Source organism: Halomonas sp. 25-S5 (genome assembly GCF_029889845.1).
In the GTDB taxonomy this organism is placed as follows: Bacteria; Pseudomonadota; Gammaproteobacteria; order Pseudomonadales; family Halomonadaceae; genus Halomonas.
Window position 1 is genome coordinate 37,682 of sequence record NZ_JARANV010000020.1, and the last position, 25,407, is coordinate 63,088.

Here is a 25,407-nt window from a genome sequence, read left to right on the forward strand (position 1 = left end):
TCACTCCTGTGTCGCCGGCTTGCTGACATGGATCCCGAACAGGCTCGCCTCGCCCTGGCTGCGACCCAGTATCTCCGGCGGCGTTATGCGGCCGTCGCGCACCATCACGTGGCCGCCCTGTCCCTGTACCCCGCCGATCACGCTACCCACCAGGTAGGTGGGAAAGATCTCCGGGTCGTTCTCGTAGTTGGGATTGTGGATCAGGCCGATCATCTGGAAGCGCCCACGGGTGTTGCGCAGCGACTCCAGAGAGTCCTGGATCAGGCGGCGGTGCGAAAGCTTGGAGAACAGGCCGTCGAGCAGGATCACGCTCTCGCGACTCGCGCGAGCGCGGCGCTTGTGATGCCCCGGAAGCTCTCGCAGCTCGCGTTCGATGGCGAATTCCGAGAGCTTGACCAGCCACATCAGCGACACCGCCTCGCGCTGGCCCTCCGACATCTCCTCGTTGAGCGAGAAGAGCCGACCATGGGGGCGAATGGCGTCGTGCTTGAGGCGAATCGAGACATCATGGAAAAGGCCGCGGTAGATGCGGCGGCGGATTTGGCGCAGTAAATCGTCGTCGCGCCGGCGCACCTCACCGTCAGCCACTCCACCGTCGCGTTCGGCACGTCGGCGCATCGCCGCCTGATGCTCGTCGATGTCGGCCAGCAGAGTGGCGATGAGTTCGCGCAGTTGCTCGGTGCCGATCAGCGCGGCCTTGACCTCGAAGAAGGCCCCGCCGGCACCATGGCTCTTCGCCACCCGCTTGAGAATGTCGAGATTGCCGGCGGCGTCCGAGATGATCGAACTCAGACGCTCCACCAGGGTGCCCTCTATCTGCTCGCGGGTGGCCTGCAATCGCCCAACCCGCTCGCGGTGTGCCTCGAGTTGGCCGGCCAGTTGGGAATGCAGGGCGGCGAGATCGTCGAGACCGGCCTGGCTGACCCCGACCAGCGCCCCCAGGCGGGCCCGTTCGGTATCGCTGAACAGGCGGCTGTGAGCGGCCTCCTCCAGCGATGCCGTCAGCTGCCGCTCGGCCTCCGCCACACGCTTCGCTAGGCGTTCGCGATGGCGGGCCCGCTCGCCGAGGTTGAGCTCGGCCAGAGCGTCCAGCAGGGTCTGCTGGCACGCCTCCAGGGCCTCCAGATCGAGGGCGCCATCGGCCACCGACTCGCCAGCCAGCCGCTGCCACTCGTTCAGGGCCTGGGTGCGCGGGGCGTCTTCGTCGTCATCGCCGGGCCAGATTGCCGATGCCGACTCGGCCAGCCGCCGATCCCAGCCGGCCGGCAACTCGCGTAGGGCGCGCAGCCACTCCACGGCCAACTGGTCCACCCGCTCCAGAGCACGCCGATGATCGGCGAGACGCTGCTCCACGGCATCGCGTTCGCGCTGCTTTGCCTTGCGCGCCTCTCGCAGCGCCGCAATTTCGCGCTTGACCCGCGCGATCTCGTGCTCGAGCTGCTGGCTACCACCGCTGGCATCGCGCACGTCGAGATAAGCGCGTATGCGTGAGAAGTCGAAGTCCGCACGCTTCGTGGCCAAAGCCAGCTCCGCCTCGCGTGTCTCCTGGACCTCCGTGGCCGTGGCCATGAATTCCTCGCCGCCCTGGGCCTCGAAGTCGGCCAGGGCGCGCAGACGTTCGCGCTCGCCCTCAGCGAAGAGCTGGCGCAGACGTACCTCTACCTGAGCATGCTGGCGGGTCAGGACCTCGCGCCGCCGCTCCGCTTCGCCTAGCCGCTCATCCGCTTCGCCAAGCCACCTCTCCAGCTCGATGAGGCGTTCATCCAGGGCTGCGAGGCGCTCGACGCCACCGGCATCGTTGAACTGCTCGGCAGCCAGCCAGGTGCTGCCGTGGGCCTCGAGTTCCTGAGCCGCCTGCTCGCGCTGCGGCCTCAGCTCGGCCAGGGTCTCGCCCGCCTCGACTTGGGTCTCGGCCGCTTGCTCCAGGGCCAGGTCGCCTCCCTCCTGCAGATAGCGCTGATAGCCGTCGATGCAGGCCAGTGCCGCCTCGCTTAAGCGCGGCGCGAGACTCTCCTGGCGTTCGTCCAGGCGCGACTGCGTCTCGGCCAAGCGTTCCAGCGCACGCTCCACGTCGTTGTCGTCGGCTTCGCGGGCCTCCAGGGCCAGGGAGAAGGTTTCGCCGTGAGGGTCCAGGTGCTGGCACTCGGCGTCCAGCGCCTGCTGACGCGCGTGATCCGCGGACAGTCGCGTCTCGGTCGCCTCGCGCAGAGTCTCCAGATAGCTCGGATCCAAGGCCGCCTTCACCGCCAGCGTCTCCACGCCCTGCACGGCGCCCAGGGGCGGCTCTCCACGCTCCAGCAGTGCCGCCAGCCGCTGTGCCTCGAACACCGGAACGGCCAAGCTCGCGTCGACCAGTACCTCAGCGGCATGCCGCGCCGCCTCGCTCCCCGCTACCACCGGTGCGAAGAGCAGGCCTGCTGCCTGGGCCAATCGCTCACGGCGCCGGTCCTCGGCCACGTCCTTGGCATTGAGCACGACGTGCAGCGGCTGCCAGGCAATGCCAGCTTCCTCGAGGAGACGATGCGCCTCGGCTTCCGCAGCGCGGCGCTCCAGGGGGTCGCCGGCCAACTGCGCCAGGTAGGCCTCACGGGCGGCGATGTCCGCCGCCAGCGTCTCGGCCTCGCGCAGCAGACGCGGATAGCGACGCCGTGCATCGGCCAGCCACGCCTCGGGGGAGAGCTCTCTAGCGCCATTCAGCTCAGCAAAGGAGAGCCGGGCCGCATGCAGTTGGCGCAAGCGCGCCTCTTCGGTCTCCAGGCGATGCGCCTCTTCGCCCAGTTCACGCTCCCGGTCGCGCAAGTGCACCCGCAGGTGAACCGGGTCATCGTCGCCGTGCAGTTCGGCGTAGCGGGCCGCCGCTTCGGCCAGCGGGGCGAGACGGGCCTGTGTACGCTGGGCCTCCTGGCGGCGCTGTTCGGCCTCGCGACAGCGGCTCTCGAGCTCGGCCAGCGCCTTCTTGCGACGCCCCCAGAAGCCCTGCACCGACTCGCCTGGCCAGCCCTCGAGGAAGGCACGCCACGGCGCCTGGCCGTGGGCCAGAGGGCCGCGCTCCCCGGTCAGACGCTCGCGCTCGGCATTGAGCCGCTCGCGCTCGGCACGCGCCTGATCGTAGGCGGAGATGCTCTCGTCGCGCTCGCCGCTAAGACGGTCGAGGGTTTCACTCAGCTCGGCTTCGGTTGCCTGCTTCTCGGCCAGCCGTTCGGCCGGCCTCACGTCGGGGCATTCTCGCCGAAAATCCGCATGCCAGCCGGCCACCTGTTTGAGTTCGCCGACACGTCCCAGGTGCTCGTTGAGCGCGGTGCGCGCCGCAGCGGCCTCGTCACGGGCCAATGCGGCAGTGGTCTCTGGCGACTCCAGCTCTGCCTCGCTGAACAGACCATCGGCAAGGGCCTGGGTGTAGAAGCTCTGGTTGTCGACGAAGTCGCGCTGCTGCGACTCGAGGCGCTCGCGCTCCTTATCGAGCGCTTCCTGGCGCGCCTCCTGATCGCTCAGTTCATGCTTCAATTCATCCAGGTAGACCGTATCGCCGATCACCTCTTCGCGGAAACGGTTGCCGTCCTGCGCATCGAACGCTTCGGCGCCCTCGTCCAGTGCCGCTACAGCGCGATAGCGCGGCGCATCGTCGTCGAAGGCCAGGCTCTCGGCTAGCCACTGGCGGGCCGCGGCAAAGCCCACGTGGCCCACCTCGCGCGCCGCCGGCCAGTCTGCCCCAGGCAGGTGAACGAGCCGCCGATGGCTCTCGACCCGGTCGCCACGCTCGACCAGGGCGCCGCGCACGGCGCGCTCCTTCACCCCTGTCAGCCGGGCCAGCAGCCAGGTGGAGACCCGTGGCCGGTCGGTGTCGCCCACCGCCCAGGCCAGACCTACGGCGGCGTCGCCAGCGGCTTGATCCGACAATCGGGGGACGCCGGGCAGACCGGCCAGCGCCTGTCCGCCCAGCAGCGCCTCGCTCTGGGCCAGCTCGCGGTCGCTTTCGGCGAGTTCATGACGAGCGGCGAACAGGGCCTCGCCTTCGCCCTCGAGCGCCGCCAGACGTTCGACCTTGTCCCTGGCGCGACGCTGGTCGTGTTCGGCCTCTTCGAGCCGATGACGCAGCTCGGTGATGTTGTTGCCCGAATTGAGGATCACCTCCTCGATCAGTTCCTCGCTCTCGTCGGTCTCGCCGCGCGTGGCGCCAGAGAGGATCTCCGGCGCCAGCACCTCGAAGAAGAACGCCTGGTCGGCCTTCTCGCCGGGACGCGGCTTGATGGCGTTGAAGATCTGGCTCTTGTCGGCGCCCCCCTCCTTCTGGAAGGCGGCAAGTTGAACGAGTTCGCGCCGCGATACGTGAGCCCCCACGGCCTCCAGCCACTCGTCACGATTGTGGGTCAATCGCACCCCGCGTTCGGCCATCATCGCCTTGACGTCGCTATTGGCGTAGAGCGCCAGCTTGCCGTCCCGCGTCAGGTGGTGGACCGGAATGTCCTCGAGCCGCCCGGGATAGTGGTAGAAGGAGAGCCCGCTGCCGTCGCTGTAGCCGTATAAGCCGAACACGAATGTCTCGCCGGCCACCTCCTCGCCGGCTGCGGCCAGCATGTCGTCCTGCCCGGGCGCGGCACTGCGCGAGCGGAACTCCACGCGCAAGTGGCTCCAACTGCGCCCTTCCCCCGACACCGTGGAGGGGGAACACTTGCGCCGCGTGCGCGAGAGCAGGCTGCGATCCCTCGACAGCAGGCCGATCAATGCCTCAGCCAGGGTGGTCTTGCCGAAACCGTTTTCCATGCTGATGGCACTCGACTGGCCGCGCAGGTCGAGCAGGAGGTGGCGCATCTTGGCATCCCAGGGCGAGGCCACGTCACCGTGCTTGTTGAGCAGGTTGGCGACCTCGATGCGGTGGATCACGCTCATGGGGCGACCTCCTCGTCTCCTTCGCCGGCGGACATCCCACCGAACGTATCATCGCCGGCCTCAGCGGCTGTCCGTCCGACGCCACCCTGGGCCAGGACCTGGAGATGGGCGAGCTGGTGCACGCCCACCTGCTCGCTCTCCAGCGCGCCGAGCAGCGTCTGCTGCCAGATCTCTCCCTCCGCTTCGCGGTCGTCGCTACGCACAGCCTCGAGCAGACCGGCCCGCGCCTGCAGATCGATGAAGGCGCGAACCCGGCGACTGACGTCCTCGCCACGCTCCTCACACAGGGCGCGGCTCGTCTCTGGCGCCGCCTCACCCAGCTCGCGCAGCGCCTCGAGCTGCTCGCGCAGCAGCTCGGCGAGCTCCGCCGTGGTGAAGGTGGCTTCCTGATAGCGGCTGACATCGGAGAGCGCCCGGTTGTAGCGGGTATAAAGCAGGGTATGCATCAGCAGCCACAACTGCAGGTACCAATGGGCCAGCTCCGTGCGGCTCTCCTGTCGCAGCTTGAGGGCCTCGAACACCGGGTCGCGGGTATAGAGTGGCGGTTGCTCGAGCTCGGGGTCCGGCAGCAGGGCATAGTAGCGCGAGCCAGGCGCGATCCCCGGATAGTCCCCGGCCTCGAAGACCTTGAGGCGTAGCCCCTGACCGGCTAGGAAATCGCGCAGCGCCTCTCGCTCGATGTCGCTGGCATCGTCGATCAGTGCGCAGACATCGCGCTCGGCGAGCTGTCCCTCGCGTGCGGCGCGGCGCTTGCGCCCACTACCAGGCGCCCGTTCGGCGCTGCGGTAACGCAGCAGGTAGGCGACGACCTCGCCCATTTCGGTCATGTTCATGCGCGTTCTTCCTCAAAGAAGCCGAGTGACGGGGTCACGGCCCCTTCGACACGTCGCCCGTCGTCAAGACGTAGCGCGAACGGCTGGGGCTCGATGCCCACGGTCACCCCTGGCGCGAGTAGTTCAGTATCCACGAAGGTGTTGAGCAGCTGAGCCAGAAAGTCGCCACCCTCGAAGCGGTGCCAGCCCTCGGCGAGCGCTTCGGGCAACGGCAGCGGACCGCCACGCAGGCGCTCGCGCAGCGCCGGACCGCGCGCCTCCAGGAAACGGGCCAGCAGCGGATCCTCGGGGTCGGCATCGTGCGTCTCGTCGAACACCAGAGCGGCGTGACTAGCCTCGGCGCGACGACTTTCCAGCAGCGGAATCAGCGGCACGGGTCGCGGGAAGGCGGGCTGAGCGTACAGCGGCATCAGTCGAGCCACCACGGCCTGCTGCAGGCTCGACTCGCCGGGCGCTTCGAGCAGGTGGCGTGCCAGAGCCTGGAAGTCGACCACGCCCATGGACTGGATACGCCCCTCGGCGATGTCGGCCAGCAGCTCGGAGAGGCGCCGCGACAAGTTCTCGATGGCAGTGAGCACTCGGCCAATGGCGCTGGAGAGCATGCGCAGATCCCACTCTTCGGTCTGCATCTCTCGCCAGGCATCGAAGCGCTCCATCAGCCGTGCCGTCGACAGCTGTGCCCGGGCATCCAGCAGGGTCTGCTGGATGCTGGTCAAGGCATTGTGGTAGTGACGTTCGTTATCGAGCAGCGCCGAGAGCTTGCCTTCTCGGGTGGGATTCTCACGCACTCGACGCAGCTCCTGGGTCAGGGCGCGGATCGCCAGCAGGATCTGGTTGGTGATGTCGGGAATGCGCGCGAAGTCGCCTCGTGCCAGTGCGGCCAGTACCTTGGCGGCGTCGTACTCGGAATAGAGCAGATCCTCCACCTGGCCGGCGAGCGTCACCGCCTGGCGGCCGCTGGGGGTGAGACGCACCTGCCCTGTCTGGCCCTGCTTCTCGATCAGTGCCGTACGCTTGGTGCTGCGCGCAGCGCGGCCCGCCGCTTCACCGTCCTGGTCCCCCTGAGGCTGGCGAAAGTGGATCTCACTGGGGGTGGCCAGAAGGTTGATGACGTAGACGAGATCGTCATGGGGCAGCGTGGAATAGGACTCGGGATAACTCTCGCGCAGGTGTGCCAGGCAGCGAGTCTGGGAGACAAAGGCACTGTTCGTGGCGAAGTCGACGTCGAGTAGGTAGTCGAGCAGCAGGCAACCGAGGTCTAGCCAGTAGCCGTCTCGCCAACCGCGACGCTGCTCCTGGCTGACCTGAACGGAAGGCGATCCCGGCTCGTGGCCGCTGTCGTGCAGGTCGATTAGCCGCGTGGTAGGGACGAGCAGTTTGCTCCAGGCTGTCATGAGCGGTCCTGATGACAAAAGGGTATTATGCCAAGTGACGCCCACAGCCGTCATGGAGTGCGGCTAACCGATAGGATGGTCGCAGAAAGCTTCCATCGCTCAGGACTGGATCTTGAAGTGGACCCCTGATCTTACCCAGCAATTGTGGACACCGATCTAAGCGATCATTCTGCCCTCGAAGGCCTTTGGGCTGATCATCCCGATGGCACTGTGCCGGCGTTGCTGGTTGTAGTCCAACTCAATGTATTCGAACACCTGCTGTCGTATCGTCTTTCGCGTCTCGAACCACACGCCGTGGATGGCCTCGACCTTGAGGCTGTGGAAGAAGCTCTCGGCGCAGGCATTGTCGTAGCAGTTGCCCTTAGCGCTCATGCTGCACTTGAGGGCGTGCTGCATCAGCAGCGACTGGTACAGCGTCGAGCAATACTGACTCCCGCGGTCTGAATGGACGATCACGCCCTTCGGCATCTTCCGGTTCCACAGCGCCATCCGCAGGGCGTCGCCGACCAGGTCGGCGGTCATCCGCTCGCTCATCGCCCAGCCGATCACCTTGCGTGAGTACAGGTCGATCAGCAACGCCAGGTAGAGCCAGCATTCACCGGTCGCCAGGTACGTGATGTCGCCAACCCACTTCTGGTTCGGCGCGTCAGCGGTGAAGTCTTGTTCCAGCAGGTTGGGTGCCACCGGCAGCGTGTGACGCGAGTTCGTGGTGGACTTGAACTTGCGGGCGGCTTTCGCCCGGAGGTTCTGCCGACGGAGGCTGGCGGCGACCGTATTCCGACTGATCGATACGCCGGCATCCTTCAGATCGTGAGTCAGCCTGGGGGCGCCTGAGCGCCCATTGCCCTGTCAGAAGGTCTGGGCCACCTTCTGGTCCGTGATGGCCTGTTGGCGGCGCCGTGGAGATGGTTCGCCACCCCGTAGTCGCCAGGCGTAGTAGCCACTGCGGGCGACGCCGAAAAACGCACACATTCGTTGAACGCTGAAGGCCTGACGGTGCTGCGCTTATTGTTTGAATTCAGGTTCAATAGCTTTCGTTATCAAGCAGGTAGAGGAGCAAGTAATGGAGGACTCGCTCGGTCCTCGATAGGCATCGGCACGTACTAGGCGTGGAAGAGATTCCCTTCGCTGATGTAATCCTTAGTTGGTAGTGATAATCAGCGATTGGTTCTCGTAGAACCGGCTAATCCACTGGAACAGCGCATAGCGCGCCTACCGGCTCATCAAGGCCTGTAACCGTGAGAGCCAGCAATGGGGGACACCCGTACAAGCAGGGTGACTGATAACTAAAAACCGCACTACCACAGTTTCTTAACGGATGTAAACTCAGGCCCTATCCCGCAAAGGAACGAAACAAAACGAGCCAAAATCAGCCACCACGATTCCTGAGCACAAGTCCAGCCTGAACTTGACCTTAATGGGTAAAAAATTAAGGGCAACATGAAATGCCTATCAGAGCCCAGCATGCTTTGCCAGCTCTCGAAGTGACTTTCATTGGACAAGTGGCAAAAAAAGGCTCTTCGTCGTTGGGTGTAGAATTCGCCCCCTGAGCAGGGCTCAGGATATTACCTCCACGATGACAGGAAGCATGGCATGGACGGCACCCAGATTCTGACCCTCGGCCTCGCTTGCGACGCATGGCGGCGAAGCGAACAACGTGGCCTACAACATCTTCCAGGTTTTCCTGAGCAGCGTGACCGAGCTCCTTCCCAAGGCCGATTTGACGGTCGACGGGGTCCACATCGTGTGGTCCCTCACCAAATCCCTGAACAAGGTCCGCGAAATGAGCGCCGTGAGAAGTGACGCCCCAAGTCGCTGCGGCGGGTGCTGTTGAAGAGCCTGGGAGACGAGAACCTGACCGTCACCCTTCCAGGAACGAGGTGCCGGTCAGAGTGCGACTGCCAATGCCTGGGTAATCAACGAGAAGCTACACTAGATCCAGAAGGCCCCAACACCGTGAGAGCCCCAGTGGCGTATCACGAACTACGCCGACTAGGCGGGCAGCGGTCTCCGAGAAGATACTGCTGAAGCCGATGCGGAAAGTCCTGGCAACGATTGAGCGGCACGCCGCCGTGGTTATGAAGCGTTGGATCTCGGGACTGAGGAATGCACGACTGGAAGAGATGAACGGCCTGTTCCAGGCGCCTCGATCAAGCTCACGCGGCTACCGAAACGAGGCCAACTTCATCACCACGATCTACCTGATTGGCAGCCCGCTGGGCCGCTTTCTCGATCAAGCCAAATCCACATGAAATGAAGAAGCCCCCTCCATTCACCCTTGAGATGGTCATCGGCTGTGCCGACTCCTATGACGCTTCAGCAGCTCATAAAACCCCATTCCGATAGTGGCGAGCATAATAAACAGGATAGGCGACACCCCCACCAAGAATGTAAGCAACTCCTCCATCACACGCCTCCTGGGTATCTCCTAACACTCGTGAGTAAGATATAAACTAATTGAGTCTAACTCGTGCTGAATGAGTAGCTAATCAGCCATGCCGGCACCGGTAGTTTCCCTGTCATCGCCAGCGAGCATTTTTGACCACCTTCGTCTCATTTGCCAAAGGCATGTCAGCTATGTCAGACCATTGCTGCGCAGGCCGGCGACGATGGAGCGCTTTGTCATGTATTTCTCCCCACCGAGACGGGGATGCTGGCTGCTGGTGCCCACCAGCCCTCTGCGTGGTGGCTTTGTCCGACAGGCGATCAGCATGGCGTCCCAAGCGGATAGCGCAGGCGGCTTCGCAGCATGTTCTACACCATCATGCGCCCAATGTCCCGTCCGAAGTCGAGGATAGTCTGCAGTTTTTTATGGATGACGAGGGCGGCACGATGCACCAATTCCTGCCACACCGTCCGTATCCGGCGCCGATTGCCGGGATGGCAGACCGGGCTAAGCTCGCCGGTCATGCCCAACAGCCCCATCAATCGTAGGATGTTGTAGGCCAGCTGGGCGAGATGCAGGATGAGATCGTTGGTGGCGAACTTGCCCGACCGTAGCCGCTCCAAGTCAAGATCGGTCTTGATCTCGCTGTGGAACTGCTCGAGGGTGGCATGCGCCTGATAGCGCTTGATCACCGCCTTCGGCGCCTCGTCCAGCCAGGCCCACCAGCCTTCCAGTTCATACTCCGGTTCGAGCAGCAACGGGCCATCGCGATCGGCGGTGCACTCCACCAGGCTCATCACGCGCTAGAAGCACTGCCCGCTGATGGACAGCCCGGCGTAGCTGGCGAGGGTGAGGCGACTGGCGCGAAACTTGACTTTGGGCATGAAAGTTTCTGGGTGAATGGAAATATCCATTGTTTGCTATGCAGGTCAGGGGGCTAGAAGCGCTTCAGGTGAGCAGTCGCACGGATTCAGAATCCAGATACGTCTGCATAACTAAAGAAACAAAAGCCCGTGGAATAGAAGGCCAAAAGTTTTTGGTAATTATTGATTCACGATGCGTGTTCTACAAAACAACTGAGCTTATACTCCTCTGCCATACTTAAAGCTGGTGAGCTCGCATTGCAACGGCCCACCATCAACGCTAAAAAAACATTCAAGCCCACGAAGCATGTCCAGAGGTGATATGCTTTATTACGTTGCTTCAGTGGCAGTTTTTTCCTACATCTACATTGTATAAGGGAGCCAAGTTGATAGGAACGGAATGGAAAACAGAATCATGATCGTGACGGCTTCCATCAATATGAACCATGATGCACCCGAAAAAACATCCGTGAGCGATGTGTCCTCATCTAAGCCCGCGATGACATAGACGTTCAAGCCTATCGGTGGTGTGATCAACCCAATTTCACACATTTTAATAGCAAGGATGCCGAACCAGATAGGATCGAAACCAAGGCCAGTTACCACTGGGAAAAGGATGGGTAGAGTAATAACCAGCATGGAAAATGCATCGAGAAACATGCCCATAGGGATGTAAATAATCAATATCAATGCAATGATCAAGATGGCTGGGAGAGGCAGGTCAATTACCAGCGAAGAAACCATTTGCGGAACTTGTATTAAGCTAAGAAAGAAGCTGTAGATACCGGCCCCGAGCATGGTCATCATTATCATCACAGTCGTATTGATGGCATCTCGTGATGAACCGGCAATGGCCTTTAATTTGCTGGAAAAGTCTTGCTTTGAGGTGAGCAGGAAAAGAACTGATGCCACAGCTCCTAACGAGGCTGCCTCAGTCGGTGTCGCCCAGCCTGTATAGATGCTCCCGAGCACCACGACGATAAGTGCTAACAGCTTCCAAGCATGTACAAGCGACCTCAGACGCTGGCCCCAATCAGATTTTTCGCCTTTTGGGCACATTGCTGGCTTGCGGGCGGAGATGAGAAGAACACCCAGCACAAAGACCAAAACAGAAAGGACACCAGGTATCACCCCTGCAACCAGCATTCGGCCAGCAGACACCTCGGTGAGCGCAGCATAGAAGACAAGCAGTACGCTTGGCGGTATTAGTACGCCTAGAACACCACCAGCGGCTACACAGCCGGCCGAAAGTCGCTTGTCATATCCTGCTTTTTTCATCTCAGGCAGTGAGATAGACCCTACCGTTGCAGCCGTAGCTACACTGGATCCAGAGGTGGCTGAGAAGCCGGCACAAGTAAGAATTGTTGATACCGCAAGCCCTCCGGGTAAATGTCCGCACCAGCGTTTAGCGACGTGGAAGAGAGATTTCCCTACACCCGCATGTAGCGCAAAATTTCCCATGATGATGAAGAGAGGGATGACAGTGAGTAGATACGCAGCGGTCTCGTCAAATGCAAAGTTCTGAAGCACGTTGTAGACGTACGTCAAGTCTTGAACAAACAAGATGCCAATCATTCCTGCAAGTCCAAGAGCTGCAAATACTGGGATGCCAAGCCCCATAAATATAAATATCAGAAGGACGGATAACAGTCCAAGCACCATGGGGTTAGTCATTGGCCTTTCCTAGTGCGGAATTGAAAGCGATGATGGCGTGCAAACACATCTGTAAACAAGCTAGCGACAGACCTATAGCCACTACTATTTTCACCCACCAAATTGGCATTTGAATAATGCCCCATCGAAATTCACGGTCAAGAAAAGAGCTGTAAGCTCCTTCGATAGTGGGGATGCTTAGAAAAAATAGGAAGATTGCGGCACAGGACCATGCTAGACCCTCCCATGCCTGGCGTATCCGTTTCTGCTTTCTGTCACTCACCAAAGATACCCGGATGTGCTTATTGTCTCTTTGAGTCCAGAGGAGGCCAAGGTAAACAATAATGGCCATGGAAATCTCTGAGAACTCATAAACACCCGGCAGAGGGAAATTGAAGAGGCTTCGGGATGTAGCGTCCAGCGCGGTAGACAGCATCATGAAAATCATCGCTGAAACCGCTATGAAGCCTGCAGCATTGGATAGCCAGGCCTCGGTTTTTCTAAGATGATCTAACATATCTCACTCTCGGAAAATTGTTAAGAGCAGGAAGGCATATTGCCTTCCTGCCACAGAGGCCAGTTGAATTGGTCGATATGCTAGGACATGTCTTGATAGATTTCGAAAGGTGTTTTCAGAGAGCCACTACTATCGTGACGCTTAATTGCCTCGTCGACGATAGATTGCATTTCACTGCCATCGATTCCAGCTTGGCTTGCTACGTTCTCAATCCAGCTGTTAACTTGCTCGGGCTGAACCAAGTTGGCGGCTCGCTCAATTTCAGAGTCATCCCATTTCGAGAACTGTGCGCCCTCATCAAGCGCTTTTCGCACACGATCCTCGGCGATCCCCGCATAGATTTCACGATACTTACCTTGATAGATCTCGTCTGCTAATTCATTTGCAACGCTCTTCACATCATCTGGCAGTGCATTCCAAGCATCAATGCCGATGACCGTGGCTGATGGAGCATGCGGGCCGGAGCCTATCTCAGTAATATAAGGTGCAGGCTCATGCAGGGCATAACTGATAGCCGTGATGAAGTCGAAACCGAAAGCACCATCTAGAACGCCACGCTCGAGTGAAGAATAGACCTCTGGAGCAGCCATGGGAATCGCACGACCACCAAGGCTCTCAACGACATCAGTGCCTACACCGTAGCCACGAATACGTTTCCCCTTGAGGTCTTCCATACTATTGATCGGTTCACGGGTGATCAGCGGGCAGTAGTACCAGTTTGTCCAATACAGGACCTTAGCCTTGTGGCGTGACTCCCATTCCTGGCGCAGAGGTTCATAGTTATCGTAGACGTCACGACAAACCCTGAGCAGCGCATCGGCGCGGTCCATCTTGTAGTACCACTCAAGGCCTCGCGTAACTGGAAGGTCGCTCTGGTAATAGCCAGGAGAGATCAGAGAGATTTCAGAAATGTTGTTCTTGATTGCATTAAGGTGGGCGCCTGCCTTGTTCAGGGATTGCGCCCAGTAGTATTCGATTTCAACGGCACCATCTGTGCGCTTAACCAACTCGTCTAAAAACCAACGATCGAGTACTGAAGGAGATGCATGCTCTGTTACGTATGAGTCATACTTGAGTCGCTGCACAGACTGAGCAAATGCAAGGTTGGGCATCGTGGTTAGTGTCATGACACCGCCCACAGAAACCGCACTTAGCTTGAGGAATTCTCTTCTCTTCATTGTCATCTTGTAATCTCCTGGCGCTATCGATAATTCTTATTTTGCCCGCCTTCAGGCTGGGGCACTTGTCGCATCAGGGCTAGAAATCCGGCGCTTGACTCTGTGCCTCATAGCGGATGTCCAGCTCATTATTCATCCTAGTCACTTCACCTACCTGCCGGTATACGTAGTACTACGTATAGGGCTAAGGGGAGCTAAGCTACGCGTCGAGCTGAATAATTTTTGAAACAAGCTCTGCCGTGTTCCGGCATCCTAGCTTCTTCATTATTTTGGCTCTATGTGCTTCAACAGTGCGGTGTGATATTCCCAAATGTTTTGCCACCTCCTTGCAAGTATAGCCGTTGGCAATATACCCAGATACCTCTCGCTCTCGTATCGATAAATTTCTCGCTTTTTCTTGCCTGATGCTTATTTTGGTAAATGTCCAAACAGCAAGGTCAAAAGGGGAGTCAGGTGTTAAGGTGATTCCTTGTGTTTGGCACCAGAAGACTTCCCCTTGTTTGTTTTTCATGAACCGCTCATCGATGCAGCGATTTTCTTGAAGAAGCTCCTTGTAGCGAAGCTCGCCGATCGTTACATAGTCCTCATAGGAGGGGTACATCTTCAGCATAAGCTGTCCAAGGAGTTCAGCCCTTTCGAAGCCGAACAACTCGCAGAATGCCTTGTTGCACTCGATGACGTGCCTGTTTTTTGTGGCGACGATAGCACAGGGAGCATTCGAAAATGCTATGCCAACAAATTCATTAGGTACTGCCATCGAGTTCATATGCCTCGTTCTAAATTAGAAAATAAGCCTACTGGCAAGTCCATCCACCATCGATAGGCACTGCTGTACCTGTAATGTTCTCTGCCAAGTCACTAGCGAGGTATTCGACCAGACCTGCCACTTGCTGTGGGGATACCAGCTTACCGGTCGGTTGCTTCTCTACTACGAGATCGAACACTGCCTCTTCGCGCGACGAGTTTAGCTTTTCCATCCTGCCTGTGATCTGGGGCTCAAGGATTGGGGTGTCAGTCCAGCCTGGGCAGATTGAATTAACGGTAATCCCCTGTCCTGCCGTCTCCAGGGATATCACTTTGGTCAGCCCAACTACGCCATGTTTTGCTGCAACGTATGCAGCCTTATCCTTCGACCCCACCAAGCCATGAACGGATGAGATGTTCACAATACGCCCCCAGCCGCCCTTACGCATGCCGGGTACCGCACGTTGGATACTTCGGTAGACGGCTGTGAGGTTTGTTGCCAGGATGTCTGACCACGTGTTGTAGTCAAAAGACTCAATCGGAGCCGTCTTCTGAATGCCAGCATTATTGACCAGTATGTCAATACAGGTATTGTCTTCTATGATGCCGTCGAACATTGCATCTATTTCTTCGACGCAGCGTAAATCCGCCCGATAGTAGCTTGCTTTAGGTGCTCCGCGGCTTTCTAGCTCTTTCATGAAGCCCTGAGCTGGCTCAGATCCTGGCTGGTGGATATCATGTGCGACGATGGAGTGCCCTTGGTCAGCGAAGGACTCGCAGACCGCACGACCGATGCCGCCAAGGGCACCTGTAACTAGCACAGTACGATGTACAGGCTGTTTTGGCATGGTTCCATCACTCCTCATCGTCATGCATCACTCGTAAGGATGCTGGCATAGTTGGCAACTGCCAAGCCACCCATGTTGAATACAGCTCCCAGTTTTGCACCGGGAATCTGGCATCCACCTGCCTCCTCGAGAAGCTGCCTGGCCGCCATGACATGCATGGAAACACCAGTGGCGCCGACCGGATGCCCCTTCGACTTGAGCCCACCGGAGGGGTTGATGGGCAGACGCCCATCTTTCATAACCCAGCCTTCATTGATCGCACGGAAACCTTCTCCGTAGGGAGTTAATCCCATGCTCTCGTATATCATCAACTCTGCAATAGTGAAGCAGTCGTGTACTTCAGCAAAAGAGAGGTCGTCAAGAGTAATAGCTGCGTCCGAGAGCACCTGATGCCAAGCCCGTGAAGCCCCCTCAAATACCAGAGGATCACGCTTACTCATAGGCATGAAGTCGGTCACCTGCGTCCGAGCCAGAAAGCGCACCTTCTTCGTTGCCGACGGGGTCGCCCGATCAGAGGTCAATACAAGTGCTGCTGCACCATCTGAGACTGGCGAGCAGTCGGTACGCTTTAACGGGCCGGCCACCACAGGGTTCTTCTCTGAGGTTGCATGGCAGAACTCGACGCCAAGGTCCTTCTGCAACTGTGCCAAGGGGTTATGTACACCGTTAGCATGGTTCTTGGCAGCAATGCGAGCCAACTCTAATGATTTGTCTCCGTAGGCGTCGAAGTACTTCTCTGCTACATCGGCAAATACACCCGCAAAGCCAGCCTTGAGTCCTAGGCTCTCGGGTTGGTAACTGGCTCCCAGTAGACCCTTCGCGATTCGAGGTGCATCGGCTTCTGTCATCTTTTCCACACCGATGACCAGTACCCTATCTGCTAACCCTCCCTCGATAAGGTTGATGCCCTGGTGTATAGCTGCTGAACCACTAGCGCAGGCATTCTCTACTCTGGTGGCGGGTTTGAATCGCAGTTCAGGGTGAGCGTTGAGAATTAGCGAAGCTGGAAACTCTTGGTCGCACATGCCACTGTTGAAGTTGCCAACATATATGGCATCGATTTCCTCGGCAGAAATGCCAGACGATTTCAATGCTTCGGTCGCGGCTTCGGCAATCAGATCCTCTACAGTCTGAGGAAGCTTGCCGAATTTGGTATGTCCGGTTCCAATAATATTGGTTTTCATCGTGCCACCTCTTGATTGGTGTTCTGTTAGAGCAATGTTCTCAACTCTGTCTTGAGAATCTTGCCATAGGCATTTTTAGGAAGCTCTTCCACGAATCGGTAAGACTTTGGTCGTTTGAAACGGGCCATGTTTTCCACGCAGAAGCTGTCGAGATCATCCTCAGTTGTCTTGGCAGAGGTAACAACAAAGGCAACCACTACCTCGCCCCAGTCAGGGTCTCGCTTTCCAACTACGGAAACTTCTCTTACGCCTGGGTACTTCAAGAGTATTTCTTCTACTTCCCTTGGGTAGATGTTAGTTCCACCGCTTATGATCACGTCTTTCAAGCGGTCGGTTAGATATAGGAATCCTTTTGCATCCAGGTGTCCCACATCTCCCGTTCTCAGCCAGCCGTCGACCAAGGTTTCGCGGGTCGCCTCTTGGTTTGCCCAGTACCCCTCCATGACAATGTCCCCGCGCACACACACCTCGCCATCCTGCCCGTCAGGCAAGAAGGTGCCATCTTCAGCCCGGATTGCCAGTTCAAGCTGAGGGTGTGGTTGGCCCACCGGGAGTATCTGGGTACCGTCGACCCCAACGCCAGAAATGCTCTCTTTCAAGGAACGGTGCTGGTTTCGATCAAGGTAGGTAATTGTCATCGGGCTCTCGCCTTGGCCGTAAACCTGTGCCAAGCAGTATCCAAAGACGTCGAGTGCGTCATTAAGGTCCTTGGCATACATGGGACCACCACCATAGGTTATGGTCGCAAGGTTCTCGACGGCCAATTGCTGGTTTCCGCTTTCCAGATAATCCACTACTCGCCTTACCATGGTCGGAGCCAAGAACATCGAAAGTTTTTCGTGGGAATTGACCGTAGCCACAAAATTTTCGGGCGTGAATTTGGCAGGTTCAGGTATGAGATTGGCTCCTCCCGCCATCAAAAATGGTAGGAGATAGAGCCCCGAGCCATGAGACATTGGTGCGAAGTGGACTAATGTGTCCCCCTCTCCAATTGAGTCAATGCCGATAAGGTAGCTGCTGGACATAGCAGCTAAATTCAGGTGGCTAAGTGTAGCGCCCTTAGGTTTTCCGGTCGTTCCGCTGGTATAAAAGATCCATGCGGGGTCCCTTGAGCCTCTAAAGCAATGTCGCTCCAAGGAGGAGCCTAGCTCATCAACAGATATTGCTGGCGGTAGGACTTTGGTACATTCTAGATCTTTTGCAATATCTTCTCGGTCGCTGAAGACTACCTGAGCCTCGCTGTTGTCTAGGATGTAATGTACTTCTGGTGTCGTCAGCTTGTAGTTGATGGGGACTGCAACCAAGCCTGCGTACCAGATTCCGCATAGCAGTTCGATGTATTCAGGTGAGTTTGGCAGGAATACCGCTACGCGGTCGCCGGGCTGTAACGCCATGCGCTCCTGTAAGAACGCCCCAATCTTCCTCGCCTTATCATCCAAGCTGGCATAGGTGTGAGCCACCGCGGTGCCCGTCAGGACTGCAGTTCTTTCGGGGAATTTCCTGGAGTTGACTTCCAGGTAGTTTGCCACATTCAAGGGAAGCTTCTCCTGAGGTGCTTGTTATTACACCTCAGATTAGGCGCGTTCACTACCTATTGATATACGTAGTACTACCAATTTGTCTAGGTAAAAAGTCTAATCCCGAGATATCCATGGTAGGTTTCGGTTTGAACGAAGAATAGCGGATAGATTTCCCTCATAGCCCAGAATCACCCAGAGGCACCCCTTGCAGTGAATCACCAAACTACTGCTGAAGTAGGCCTCGTTGCTCGTGAAGCCGGATGACGAGGTAGTCGGCAAATGGGTATCCAACAGGCAGGCGGGCGGCGTGGTCACACAGAGCCTGCGGTAGTTCTGCTGCTCTGTCGGCAAGGTCGCAACTTTGGCTCATCCAGATAGATCCACGAGCGCAGGTCGGGTAGCAGCAGGCGGGCAGTTCGTCTGGCGAAGACGATGCCCCCTTGGCGTCGTAATCGTCGAAATAGAGATGAAGCCTGCTGAAAGGTGTAGTTTTTAGCTGTGATGTACCCACACTGCACACCGACCTACCGCTGGCCGCCGCGCGGGTCGGCGACTTGGGCTACCAGACGCCGAGGGAGATTGAATGTGCAGTTATGGCTTGAAAAATGTGTTCGCTCTGACTTGACCAGAACAACATGCTACTAATCAAATTTTGGACCTGAGTTAGTCGATGAAAACTTTGACGTTAGTTCTATAAGTGAATGCCCCGATCATAGGCTGCAAGCACGGACTCATGCAGGGCTTCCGATAGCGTCGGATGGGGAAAGACCGTGCGCATGACCTCCAGCTCCGTTGTCTCCAAAGTTCGACCCAGCGCATAGGTGCCAATCAGCTCGGTCACGTCCGGCCCGATCAGGTGAGCCCCCAGCAACTCGCCGCTGTGCGCATCCATTACCGTCTTCACTAAGCCCTGCGAGTCACCCAAGGCCAAGGCCTTGCCATTGCCCACGAAGGAAAAACGGCCGACGGTGACCGCATGGCCGCGCTCCCGGGCGAGCGCTTCCGTCAACCCCACGCTGGCCACCTGGGGATGGCAGTAGGTGCAGTTGGGAACGGCTTCGGGATCCAGCGCATGCGCATCGGCAAGCCCCGCTATGCGCTCGATGCAGGCCACGCCCTCATGGCTGGCCTTGTGGGCGAGCCAGGGCGGACCGGCCACATCGCCGATGGCGTAGACTCCCGGTTCGCCGGTGGCCGACCAGCGATCCACCACGATGTGCCGGTTCTCCACCTGCACTGCGGTATTTTCCAGCCCCAGATCCTCGACATTGCCGACGATGCCCGCCGCCACTATCACCTTCTCGCTGTGATGGTCGAATCGTTCTCCAGCTGCGTCGACCGACATTCGTACCCCCGAGGCCGTGACCGCCGGCGCCTCGGCCCGCACACCGACGTGAACGTCGATGCCCTGCTCGGCGAGCCGCGCATGCAGATGAGCGGCGATTTCCTCGTCCTCCTGCGGCACGATCCGTTCCGCCGCTTCCAGCAAGGTGACCTCGACGCCCAGCGCCGCATAGAAACTGGCGAACTCCACGCCGATCGCCCCGGCACCGATGACGGTCAACGAAGCGGGCAGGGCCTGGGGCGTCATCGCCTCGCGGGCCGTCCAGATGCATTCGCTATCCGGCGTGAACCCCGGCAGCTCGCGCGGCCGTGCACCGGTCGCCAGCACGATGTGGTCCGCGCTCACCTGCCGAGCACCGTCGCCGCCCTCAATGCGTACCCGGCCCTCACCCTGCAGGCTCGCCTGGCCCGTGAGCACCTGCACGCCATGCTTCTTGAGCAGGCCACGCACGCCACGGTTCAGACGGCCCGCCACCTCGCGTGAATGGGCGACGGCCGCCCGGATGTCAAATCGTACCGTGCCATCCATCACCACACCGAAGGCGCCGCTCGACTGCGCCTGCCGAAACAGCTCGGCCGAGCGCAGCAGCGTCTTGGTGGGAATGCACCCCCAGTTGAGGCACACGCCGCCAAGCTCGGCGCGCTCGACGATGGCCGTTGCGAAGCCCAGCTGGGCCGCGCGAATTGCCGCCACGTAGCCGCCCGGGCCGGCGCCGACGATGAGAACTTGAAACTGCGCCATTGCGGTCTCCTATACCAGCAGTTCGAGCGGATCTTCGAGCAGTGCTTTGAGCTCAGCGAGAAACCGCGCGCCGACGGCGCCATCCACCACGCGGTGGTCGGCCGAGAGCGTCAACGTCATCAGGTTGCCCACGGCCAGACGGTCATCTCGCACCACCGGCCGCTTCTCGACCGACCCCACGGCGAGGATGGCCGCCTGGGGCGGATTGACGATGGCGGCGAACTCGCGAACGCCGTACATACCCAGGTTGGATATCGTGAACCCGCCCCCCTGATAGTCCGCAGGCGCCAGCTTGCCGTCGCGGGCCCGGTGAGCCAGCTCGCGAATCTCGCCGGAAAGCGTCGCCAGCCCCTTGCGGTCCGCCTCGCGGACGACCGGCGTCACCAGCCCTCCCGACGTCGCCACCGCCACGCAGATATCGACGTCTCGGTACTGCCGGATCGCCTCGTCGCTCCAACTGGCATTGACCTCCGGCACACGACGCAGCGCCCTGGCCGCGGCGAAGGCCACGAAATCGTTGACCGATAGCCGATACCGCGGCTCGGCCCGCTCGCCCTTGGCATTGAGCCGCTCGCGCAGCTCGAGGAGTTCGTCCAGCAGGCAGTCGATCGTCAGGTAGAAGTGCGGCACCTGCTGCTTCGATTCGCTCAGTCGCCAGGCGATGGTCTTGCGCATGGCGCTATGCGGGATCGTCTCGACCCGCTCGTTCGATGCCGCAGCCGTTCCCTCGGCGGGAGCGGCAGCTACGGCCGCCGAGGCGGAATCCCGGGCCCGCTCCACGTCGAGCCGGACGATCCGCCCATGGGGTCCGCTGCCCTCCAGCCCCTCCAGCGCGATGCCCTGCTCTGCCGCCAGGCGCCGAGCCAGCGGACTGGCAAAGATCCTGCCTTCCGCTCCCTCGGCCGCCCGGGGCGAACGCGGCACCGGCGTGGTGTCGGCCCGGGGGGATCGGGGGGTATCGGCGAGCGCACCACCCGGTGCGTCGGCCGGCGCCGTCTCGGCCGCTGCCGACGGCTCGACCGAGTAGCCCGTCAGCGCCGACGCCTCGTCGCCCGGCTCCATCAACACGCCGATGACGGTGCCCACCGGCACCCCATCGGTCTTGCCGGGCACCAGCACGCGACCCAGCACGCCGCTCGCCTCGGCCTCCACTTCCATGACCGCCTTGTCGGTTTCCAGCTCGGCCAGGGTCTCGCCCTTGGCGACCGACTCCCCCTCGGACTTGACCCAGCGCACCAGGGTCGCCTCTTCCATGCCGGCGGCGACCGACGGCAGCTTGATCTCGATTGCCATGTTCAGGCCTCCTGCACGATGCCGGGCCAGCCGGCCCGGCGATCACGATTGTCAACGAGCGCCGGGGCATCGCCCCTCACCGCCTGGGGAGCTCGTGGTTGCATTGCGTGGTTTCCGGTTCAGTCCAGCGGACGGCCCTGCGCCGCCATCACCTGCCGCATGCCGGCCTCGATCTCCTCGGGGCCCGCACAGGCGGCGCGCTCCAGCACCTGGGAGATGCTCGGCGAGGCTTCGCCGCCATGCACGCGCTGCACCGGCTGGTCGAGCCAGTCCAGGAAGCGGCGCTGAATCTCATCGCCCAGCAGCACGCCATACGCCGTACCCAACGAGCCCTGTTCCACCACCAGCACGTTGTTGGTGCGACGGATGCTGTCGCCGATGGTCTCCCAGTCGAGGCCGGCGCGATCCAGGCTGCGCAGGTCGATGACCTCGGCATCCACGCCCAGCCGTTCCGCCGCCTCGACGCAGGGCGCCACCATGGAGAGGTAGGTCAGCACGGTGACGTCCCTGCCCGGCCTCACCACCTTCGCCTTGCCCAGGGGAATGCAGTAGTCCAGATCGTCCACCGGGCTCGGGGATTTGGCGTTGTAGAGGTCGGTATGTTCGATGACCAGCACCGGGTCCTCGCACTGCAGGGCGCTGTTCATCAGGCCCACGTAGTCGTACGGCGTGCTGGGCGCGACGATCCGCCAGCCCGGCGAAGTCGCAAAAATGCCGGCGGGGTCCATCGAGTGCTGGGAACCGTAGCCGGTCCCCATGGCCACCTTGGTGCGCAGCACCAGCGGCATGGAACTGTCGCCGCCGAACATGTGCCGCGCCTTGGCGATCTGGTTGAAGACCTGATCGGCGGCCACCCACATGAAATCCGGATACATGAACTCCACCACCGGGCGATAGCGGCCATCCATGGCGATGCCGCCCCCCAGGCCGACGAAGGCGTTCTCGCTGATCGGCGTGCCCAGGCAACGGTCCGGAAACGCCTGGGCCAGACCGCGGGTCGCCCCGTTGGTGCCGCCCTTCAGGCGGTGCACGTCCTCGCCCATCACCACGATGCGCTCGTCGCTTTCCATGCGCCGGTGCATCACCTCCGCCACGCTGTCGACGAACTTGCGCGGCTCCAGCGTGCCACCGTAGGCCTCCTGCTCCACGTAACGGGCCGACGCCAGCTCGGAGAGGCCGCCGCGCACGTGAGCGTCGCGGAAATCGGGCGAGGGCCACAGATCAGCGCGCACCGCGGGTTTCTTGCCGCCGGTATCCAACAGCTCGGCCGCAGCGCGCTCCATGGCGCTCCGGGCCCGCTCGCGCAGACCAGCCACGCCGGCCTCGTCGATCAGCCGCCGCTCGACCATGGCCTTGGCCACCCGGTCGAGAGGATCTCGATCGCGCCATTCGGCCTCCTCCTCCTTGGTGCGATAGCCGAAGGCGCTGCCGGGCAACGGGCCGTTCTGGTGGAAGAATCGGTAGACGTCGGCTTCGATGAGGGTCGGCCCGCCACCTTCGCGCATGATGGCCAGCGCCTCCTGCATCGCCATGTGCACCGCCAGCGGGTCCATACCATCCACCTTCCAGGCGGGAATGCCGAAAGCCTGACCCCGCGACGACAGGCGCGCCTCGGCAGTCACCTCGCCGACCTCAGTGGAGACTGCATAGCGGTTGTTCTCGATGAAGAAGCACAGCGGCAGCTTCCAGGCCGCCGCCAGGTTCATGGTCTCCAGCACCGAGCCGATGTTCACCGCGCCGTCGCCGAAATAGGTCACCGCCACCTCGCCCGTGCCCGCGCGGCGATGCGCCCAGGCGGCACCCGCCGCCATTGGCACGCCACCGCCGACGATGGCATTGGTGCCCAGCACCCCGGCATCCGCCCAGCGCAGGTGCATGGAGCCACCACGCCCACGGCAGAACCCCTGCGACAAGCCCATGATTTCCGCCAACGTGCGCTGCAGCAGCGCCTGGGTGGAATTGCTCACCGGCTGCGCCGGATCCAGGCCTTGCGGCGCCACGAAATGCAGGCTCTTGGCCAGGAACTGATGATGGGCACGATGCGAGCCGTTGATCTGATCCGAGCTGCGCAGCGCCAGCGCCGAACCGACCGCACCGCCCTCCTGACCGATGCTCGAGTGGGCCGGGCCGTGAACCAGGCCCTGCCCCGCCAGCTCCAACACCTTCTCTTCGAACGCCCGAATCAGGTGCAGGCTCACCAGCGTGGTCGCCAACAGCGAGGCATCCGCACGTTGCCAATCGCGCTCGGTGGTCGCGAGCTCGCGCCAGGGCGCCTGAACCGTCAGCTTGCGGGAACGGGGCATATCAATCTCCTCTCGATAAGGTGCGTTACAGGTAGCCATTGGCGGTCCAGCCGCCATCCAGTCCGACGATCTGCCCCGTCATGAAGCGCGTCTCGGTAGACGCTAGAAAGAACGCCAGGTCCGCGACTTCCTCGACGGTGCCGAACCGCCCCTGGGGAGTCCGCCCCAGCAGCGCCTCGGCATCCACGCGCCCATCGGCGATCAGCTCCTCGAGCAGCGCCGTGCGAATGTAGCCCGGCGCGATGGCATTGACGCGGATATTGAGCTCCGCCCACTCCACCGCCAGCGACTTGGTCATCATCGCCACACCGCTCTTGGTCGCGCAGTACCCCAGCCGGTTGGGGGCGGCAACGACGCCGTACATGGAACACAGGTTGAGAATCACGCTCTCGGTGTCACTGGCCGATACCAGCCGAGCGAACTCGCGCGCGCACAGGAAAACCCCGGTCAAGTTGACGTCCAGGGTGCGCCTCCACTCGTCGAGCCCCAGCTCCAGCGTCGGCCGGTTGCAGGAAATGCCGGCGTTGTTGACCAACACCGCCAGCTGCGAGTAGCGCTCGACGGCCAGCCGCATGGCCTGGGCTACGTCCTCCTCGGAGGTCACTGAGCCCACGTACGTGGAGGCCACGCCACCGTGAGAGCGGATATTCCCGGCGCAGCTCGCGGCGGCCGCTTCGTCGCGGTCGAAGATCAGCACCGGATGGCCCGCCTCGGCAAAGCGCCTGGCTATCGTCGCCCCGATCCCCTTGCCGCCGCCGGTCACCACCACGGCACCTCTCATGGCGGGATGCTGCTCACTTCCGCTACTGCCTCGTGACGTCATCATTGCCTGAAAGCCTGCCCTGTCTTTTCATATCTCATTGTTTTTCATAGACAAATCATGGAAACCAAAAAGTTGTCATATGACCTTACGTTCGACTAAGATGAAACTTGTCATACGACATGACAACGCAACTTTAGTCGAATATAAAGAGAACCCGTCATGCCACAACAACGCCAACGAGTCGCCGTCATCACCGGTGCCGCCGGGGAGATTTCCCAGCAAATCGCCCTGTTTTTCAGCAAGCGAAACATCAAGTTGGTACTAACCGACATCGACGAGGCGAGTCTTGAGAGCTTCGCCGCCACGCTGGGCGGCGAGCCCGACTGCCTGGCCATTCGCCACGATGTCGCTAAGATGGAGGACGCCGAGCGCGTTGCCGAAGCATGTCGGGAGGCCTTCGGTCAGGTGGATTACATCGTCACCGGTGCCGGTCTCTACCAGCACCTGTCGCTGGCGGAGATCGGCGAAGCGGATTGGAGAAAGAGCATGGCCATCAACCTGGACGGTGTCTTCTTCACCATCCAGGCCCTGCGGCCGCTCTTGAGCGAGGACAGTTCGATCGTCAACATCGCCTCGCTGGCTGGCCAGCGAGGCAGCCTGAACCATACGCCCTATGCGGCGGCGAAAGGCGGCGTACTGACGCTCACCCGGTCACTGGCCCAGGAGCTCGCACCGCACACTCGCGTCAATGCCATATCGCCGGGACTCATCGATACGCGGATGATGGAGTCGCTGGATGCGGCCAAACGCCAGGCCATGATCGGCACCACCCCCTTGCAGCGCCTGGGCCGGCCCGATGAAATCGCCAGCGTCGTCGACTTCCTGTGCAGTGATGCTGCCAGCTTCATGACCGGAGAAAGCCTCCAGGTTAATGGCGGGCTCTATATCAACTGAC

Annotated in this window: 17 protein-coding genes and 1 pseudogene; 2 read left to right on the forward strand and 16 right to left on the reverse strand. The window is 60.6% G+C overall.

From position 1 onward, the window contains the following. From OP498_RS13890 to OP498_RS13905, 4 genes and pseudogenes are all read right to left on the reverse strand, one after another. The gene (locus OP498_RS13890; protein WP_280553925.1) at positions 1–4,887 is read right to left on the reverse strand and encodes a hypothetical protein; all 4,887 of its coding nucleotides are present in this window, start codon (positions 4,885–4,887) and stop codon (positions 1–3) included. Next, the gene (locus OP498_RS13895; RefSeq protein WP_280553926.1) at positions 4,884–5,720 is read right to left on the reverse strand and encodes a hypothetical protein; all 837 of its coding nucleotides are present in this window, start codon (positions 5,718–5,720) and stop codon (positions 4,884–4,886) included. Before OP498_RS13895 ends, OP498_RS13890 begins: the two co-directional genes overlap by 4 nt. After that, positions 5,717–7,114: a hypothetical protein gene (locus OP498_RS13900; RefSeq protein ID WP_280553927.1), complete on the reverse strand. Its 1,398-nt coding sequence runs from the start codon at positions 7,112–7,114 to the stop codon at positions 5,717–5,719. Before OP498_RS13900 ends, OP498_RS13895 begins: the two co-directional genes overlap by 4 nt. Positions 7,115–7,270: 156 nt before the next feature. Further along, positions 7,271–8,104, reverse strand: a pseudogene (locus OP498_RS13905) (IS3 family transposase); the annotation flags it as partial. A 1,043-nt stretch (positions 8,105–9,147) separates the two neighbouring features. On the opposite strand from OP498_RS13905, the gene OP498_RS13910 reads away from it, so the two are divergent. Then, the gene (locus OP498_RS13910) at positions 9,148–9,366 is read left to right on the forward strand and encodes a transposase (RefSeq protein WP_280553928.1); all 219 of its coding nucleotides are present in this window, start codon (positions 9,148–9,150) and stop codon (positions 9,364–9,366) included. Positions 9,367–9,868: 502 nt separating this feature from the next. Here the strand turns inward: OP498_RS13910 and OP498_RS13915 are convergent. The 12 genes from OP498_RS13915 to OP498_RS13970 all read right to left on the reverse strand — a co-directional run bounded on the left by OP498_RS13915 (position 9,869) and on the right by OP498_RS13970 (position 24,470). Then, positions 9,869–10,297: a hypothetical protein gene (locus OP498_RS13915; RefSeq protein WP_280553929.1), complete on the reverse strand. Its 429-nt coding sequence runs from the start codon at positions 10,295–10,297 to the stop codon at positions 9,869–9,871. 429 nt (positions 10,298–10,726) lie between these two features. Beyond that, positions 10,727–12,037, reverse strand: coding sequence for a TRAP transporter large permease subunit (locus tag OP498_RS13920; RefSeq protein ID WP_280553930.1), 1,311 nt, complete (start codon positions 12,035–12,037; stop codon positions 10,727–10,729). Next, complete coding sequence (locus tag OP498_RS13925) at positions 12,030–12,533, reverse strand: TRAP transporter small permease (RefSeq protein WP_280553931.1); 504 nt, start codon at positions 12,531–12,533, stop codon at positions 12,030–12,032. Before OP498_RS13925 ends, OP498_RS13920 begins: the two co-directional genes overlap by 8 nt. An 80-nt stretch (positions 12,534–12,613) precedes the next feature. Next, the gene (locus OP498_RS13930; RefSeq protein ID WP_280553934.1) at positions 12,614–13,717 is read right to left on the reverse strand and encodes a C4-dicarboxylate TRAP transporter substrate-binding protein; all 1,104 of its coding nucleotides are present in this window, start codon (positions 13,715–13,717) and stop codon (positions 12,614–12,616) included. Between the two features lie 193 nt (positions 13,718–13,910). Next, positions 13,911–14,477 (reverse strand): helix-turn-helix transcriptional regulator, encoded by a 567-nt coding sequence (locus tag OP498_RS13935; RefSeq protein WP_280553935.1) that lies wholly within the window; start codon positions 14,475–14,477, stop codon positions 13,911–13,913. Positions 14,478–14,505: 28 nt separating this feature from the next. Further along, on the reverse strand, positions 14,506–15,303 hold the full coding sequence (locus tag OP498_RS13940; protein WP_280553937.1) for a 3-hydroxybutyrate dehydrogenase: 798 nt from the start codon (positions 15,301–15,303) through the stop codon (positions 14,506–14,508). 20 nt (positions 15,304–15,323) lie between these two features. Further along, positions 15,324–16,487: an acetyl-CoA acetyltransferase gene (locus tag OP498_RS13945; protein WP_280553939.1), complete on the reverse strand. Its 1,164-nt coding sequence runs from the start codon at positions 16,485–16,487 to the stop codon at positions 15,324–15,326. Between the two features lie 26 nt (positions 16,488–16,513). Next, complete coding sequence (locus tag OP498_RS13950) at positions 16,514–18,016, reverse strand: AMP-binding protein (RefSeq protein ID WP_280553941.1); 1,503 nt, start codon at positions 18,014–18,016, stop codon at positions 16,514–16,516. A 682-nt stretch (positions 18,017–18,698) separates the two neighbouring features. Further along, positions 18,699–20,093, reverse strand: coding sequence for a dihydrolipoyl dehydrogenase (gene lpdA, locus OP498_RS13955; RefSeq protein WP_280553943.1), 1,395 nt, complete (start codon positions 20,091–20,093; stop codon positions 18,699–18,701). Between the two features lie 9 nt (positions 20,094–20,102). Beyond that, positions 20,103–21,386, reverse strand: a complete 1,284-nt coding sequence (locus OP498_RS13960) for a pyruvate dehydrogenase complex dihydrolipoamide acetyltransferase (RefSeq protein ID WP_280553944.1) — start codon at positions 21,384–21,386, stop codon at positions 20,103–20,105. A 119-nt stretch (positions 21,387–21,505) separates the two neighbouring features. Continuing rightward, a complete protein-coding gene (locus OP498_RS13965; RefSeq protein WP_280553946.1) occupies positions 21,506–23,689 on the reverse strand; it encodes an alpha-ketoacid dehydrogenase subunit alpha/beta in 2,184 nt (727 codons plus the stop codon). 25 nt (positions 23,690–23,714) lie between these two features. Continuing rightward, positions 23,715–24,470 carry an SDR family NAD(P)-dependent oxidoreductase gene (locus OP498_RS13970; RefSeq protein ID WP_280553947.1) on the reverse strand — a complete coding sequence of 252 codons (756 nt, stop codon included), beginning with the start codon at positions 24,468–24,470 and terminating at the stop codon, positions 23,715–23,717. A 201-nt stretch (positions 24,471–24,671) separates the two neighbouring features. On the opposite strand from OP498_RS13970, the gene OP498_RS13975 reads away from it, so the two are divergent. Further along, entirely contained in the window at positions 24,672–25,406 is a 735-nt protein-coding gene (locus OP498_RS13975; RefSeq protein ID WP_280553948.1) for an SDR family oxidoreductase, read from the forward strand. The last annotated feature ends 1 nt before the right edge of the window (position 25,407 follow it).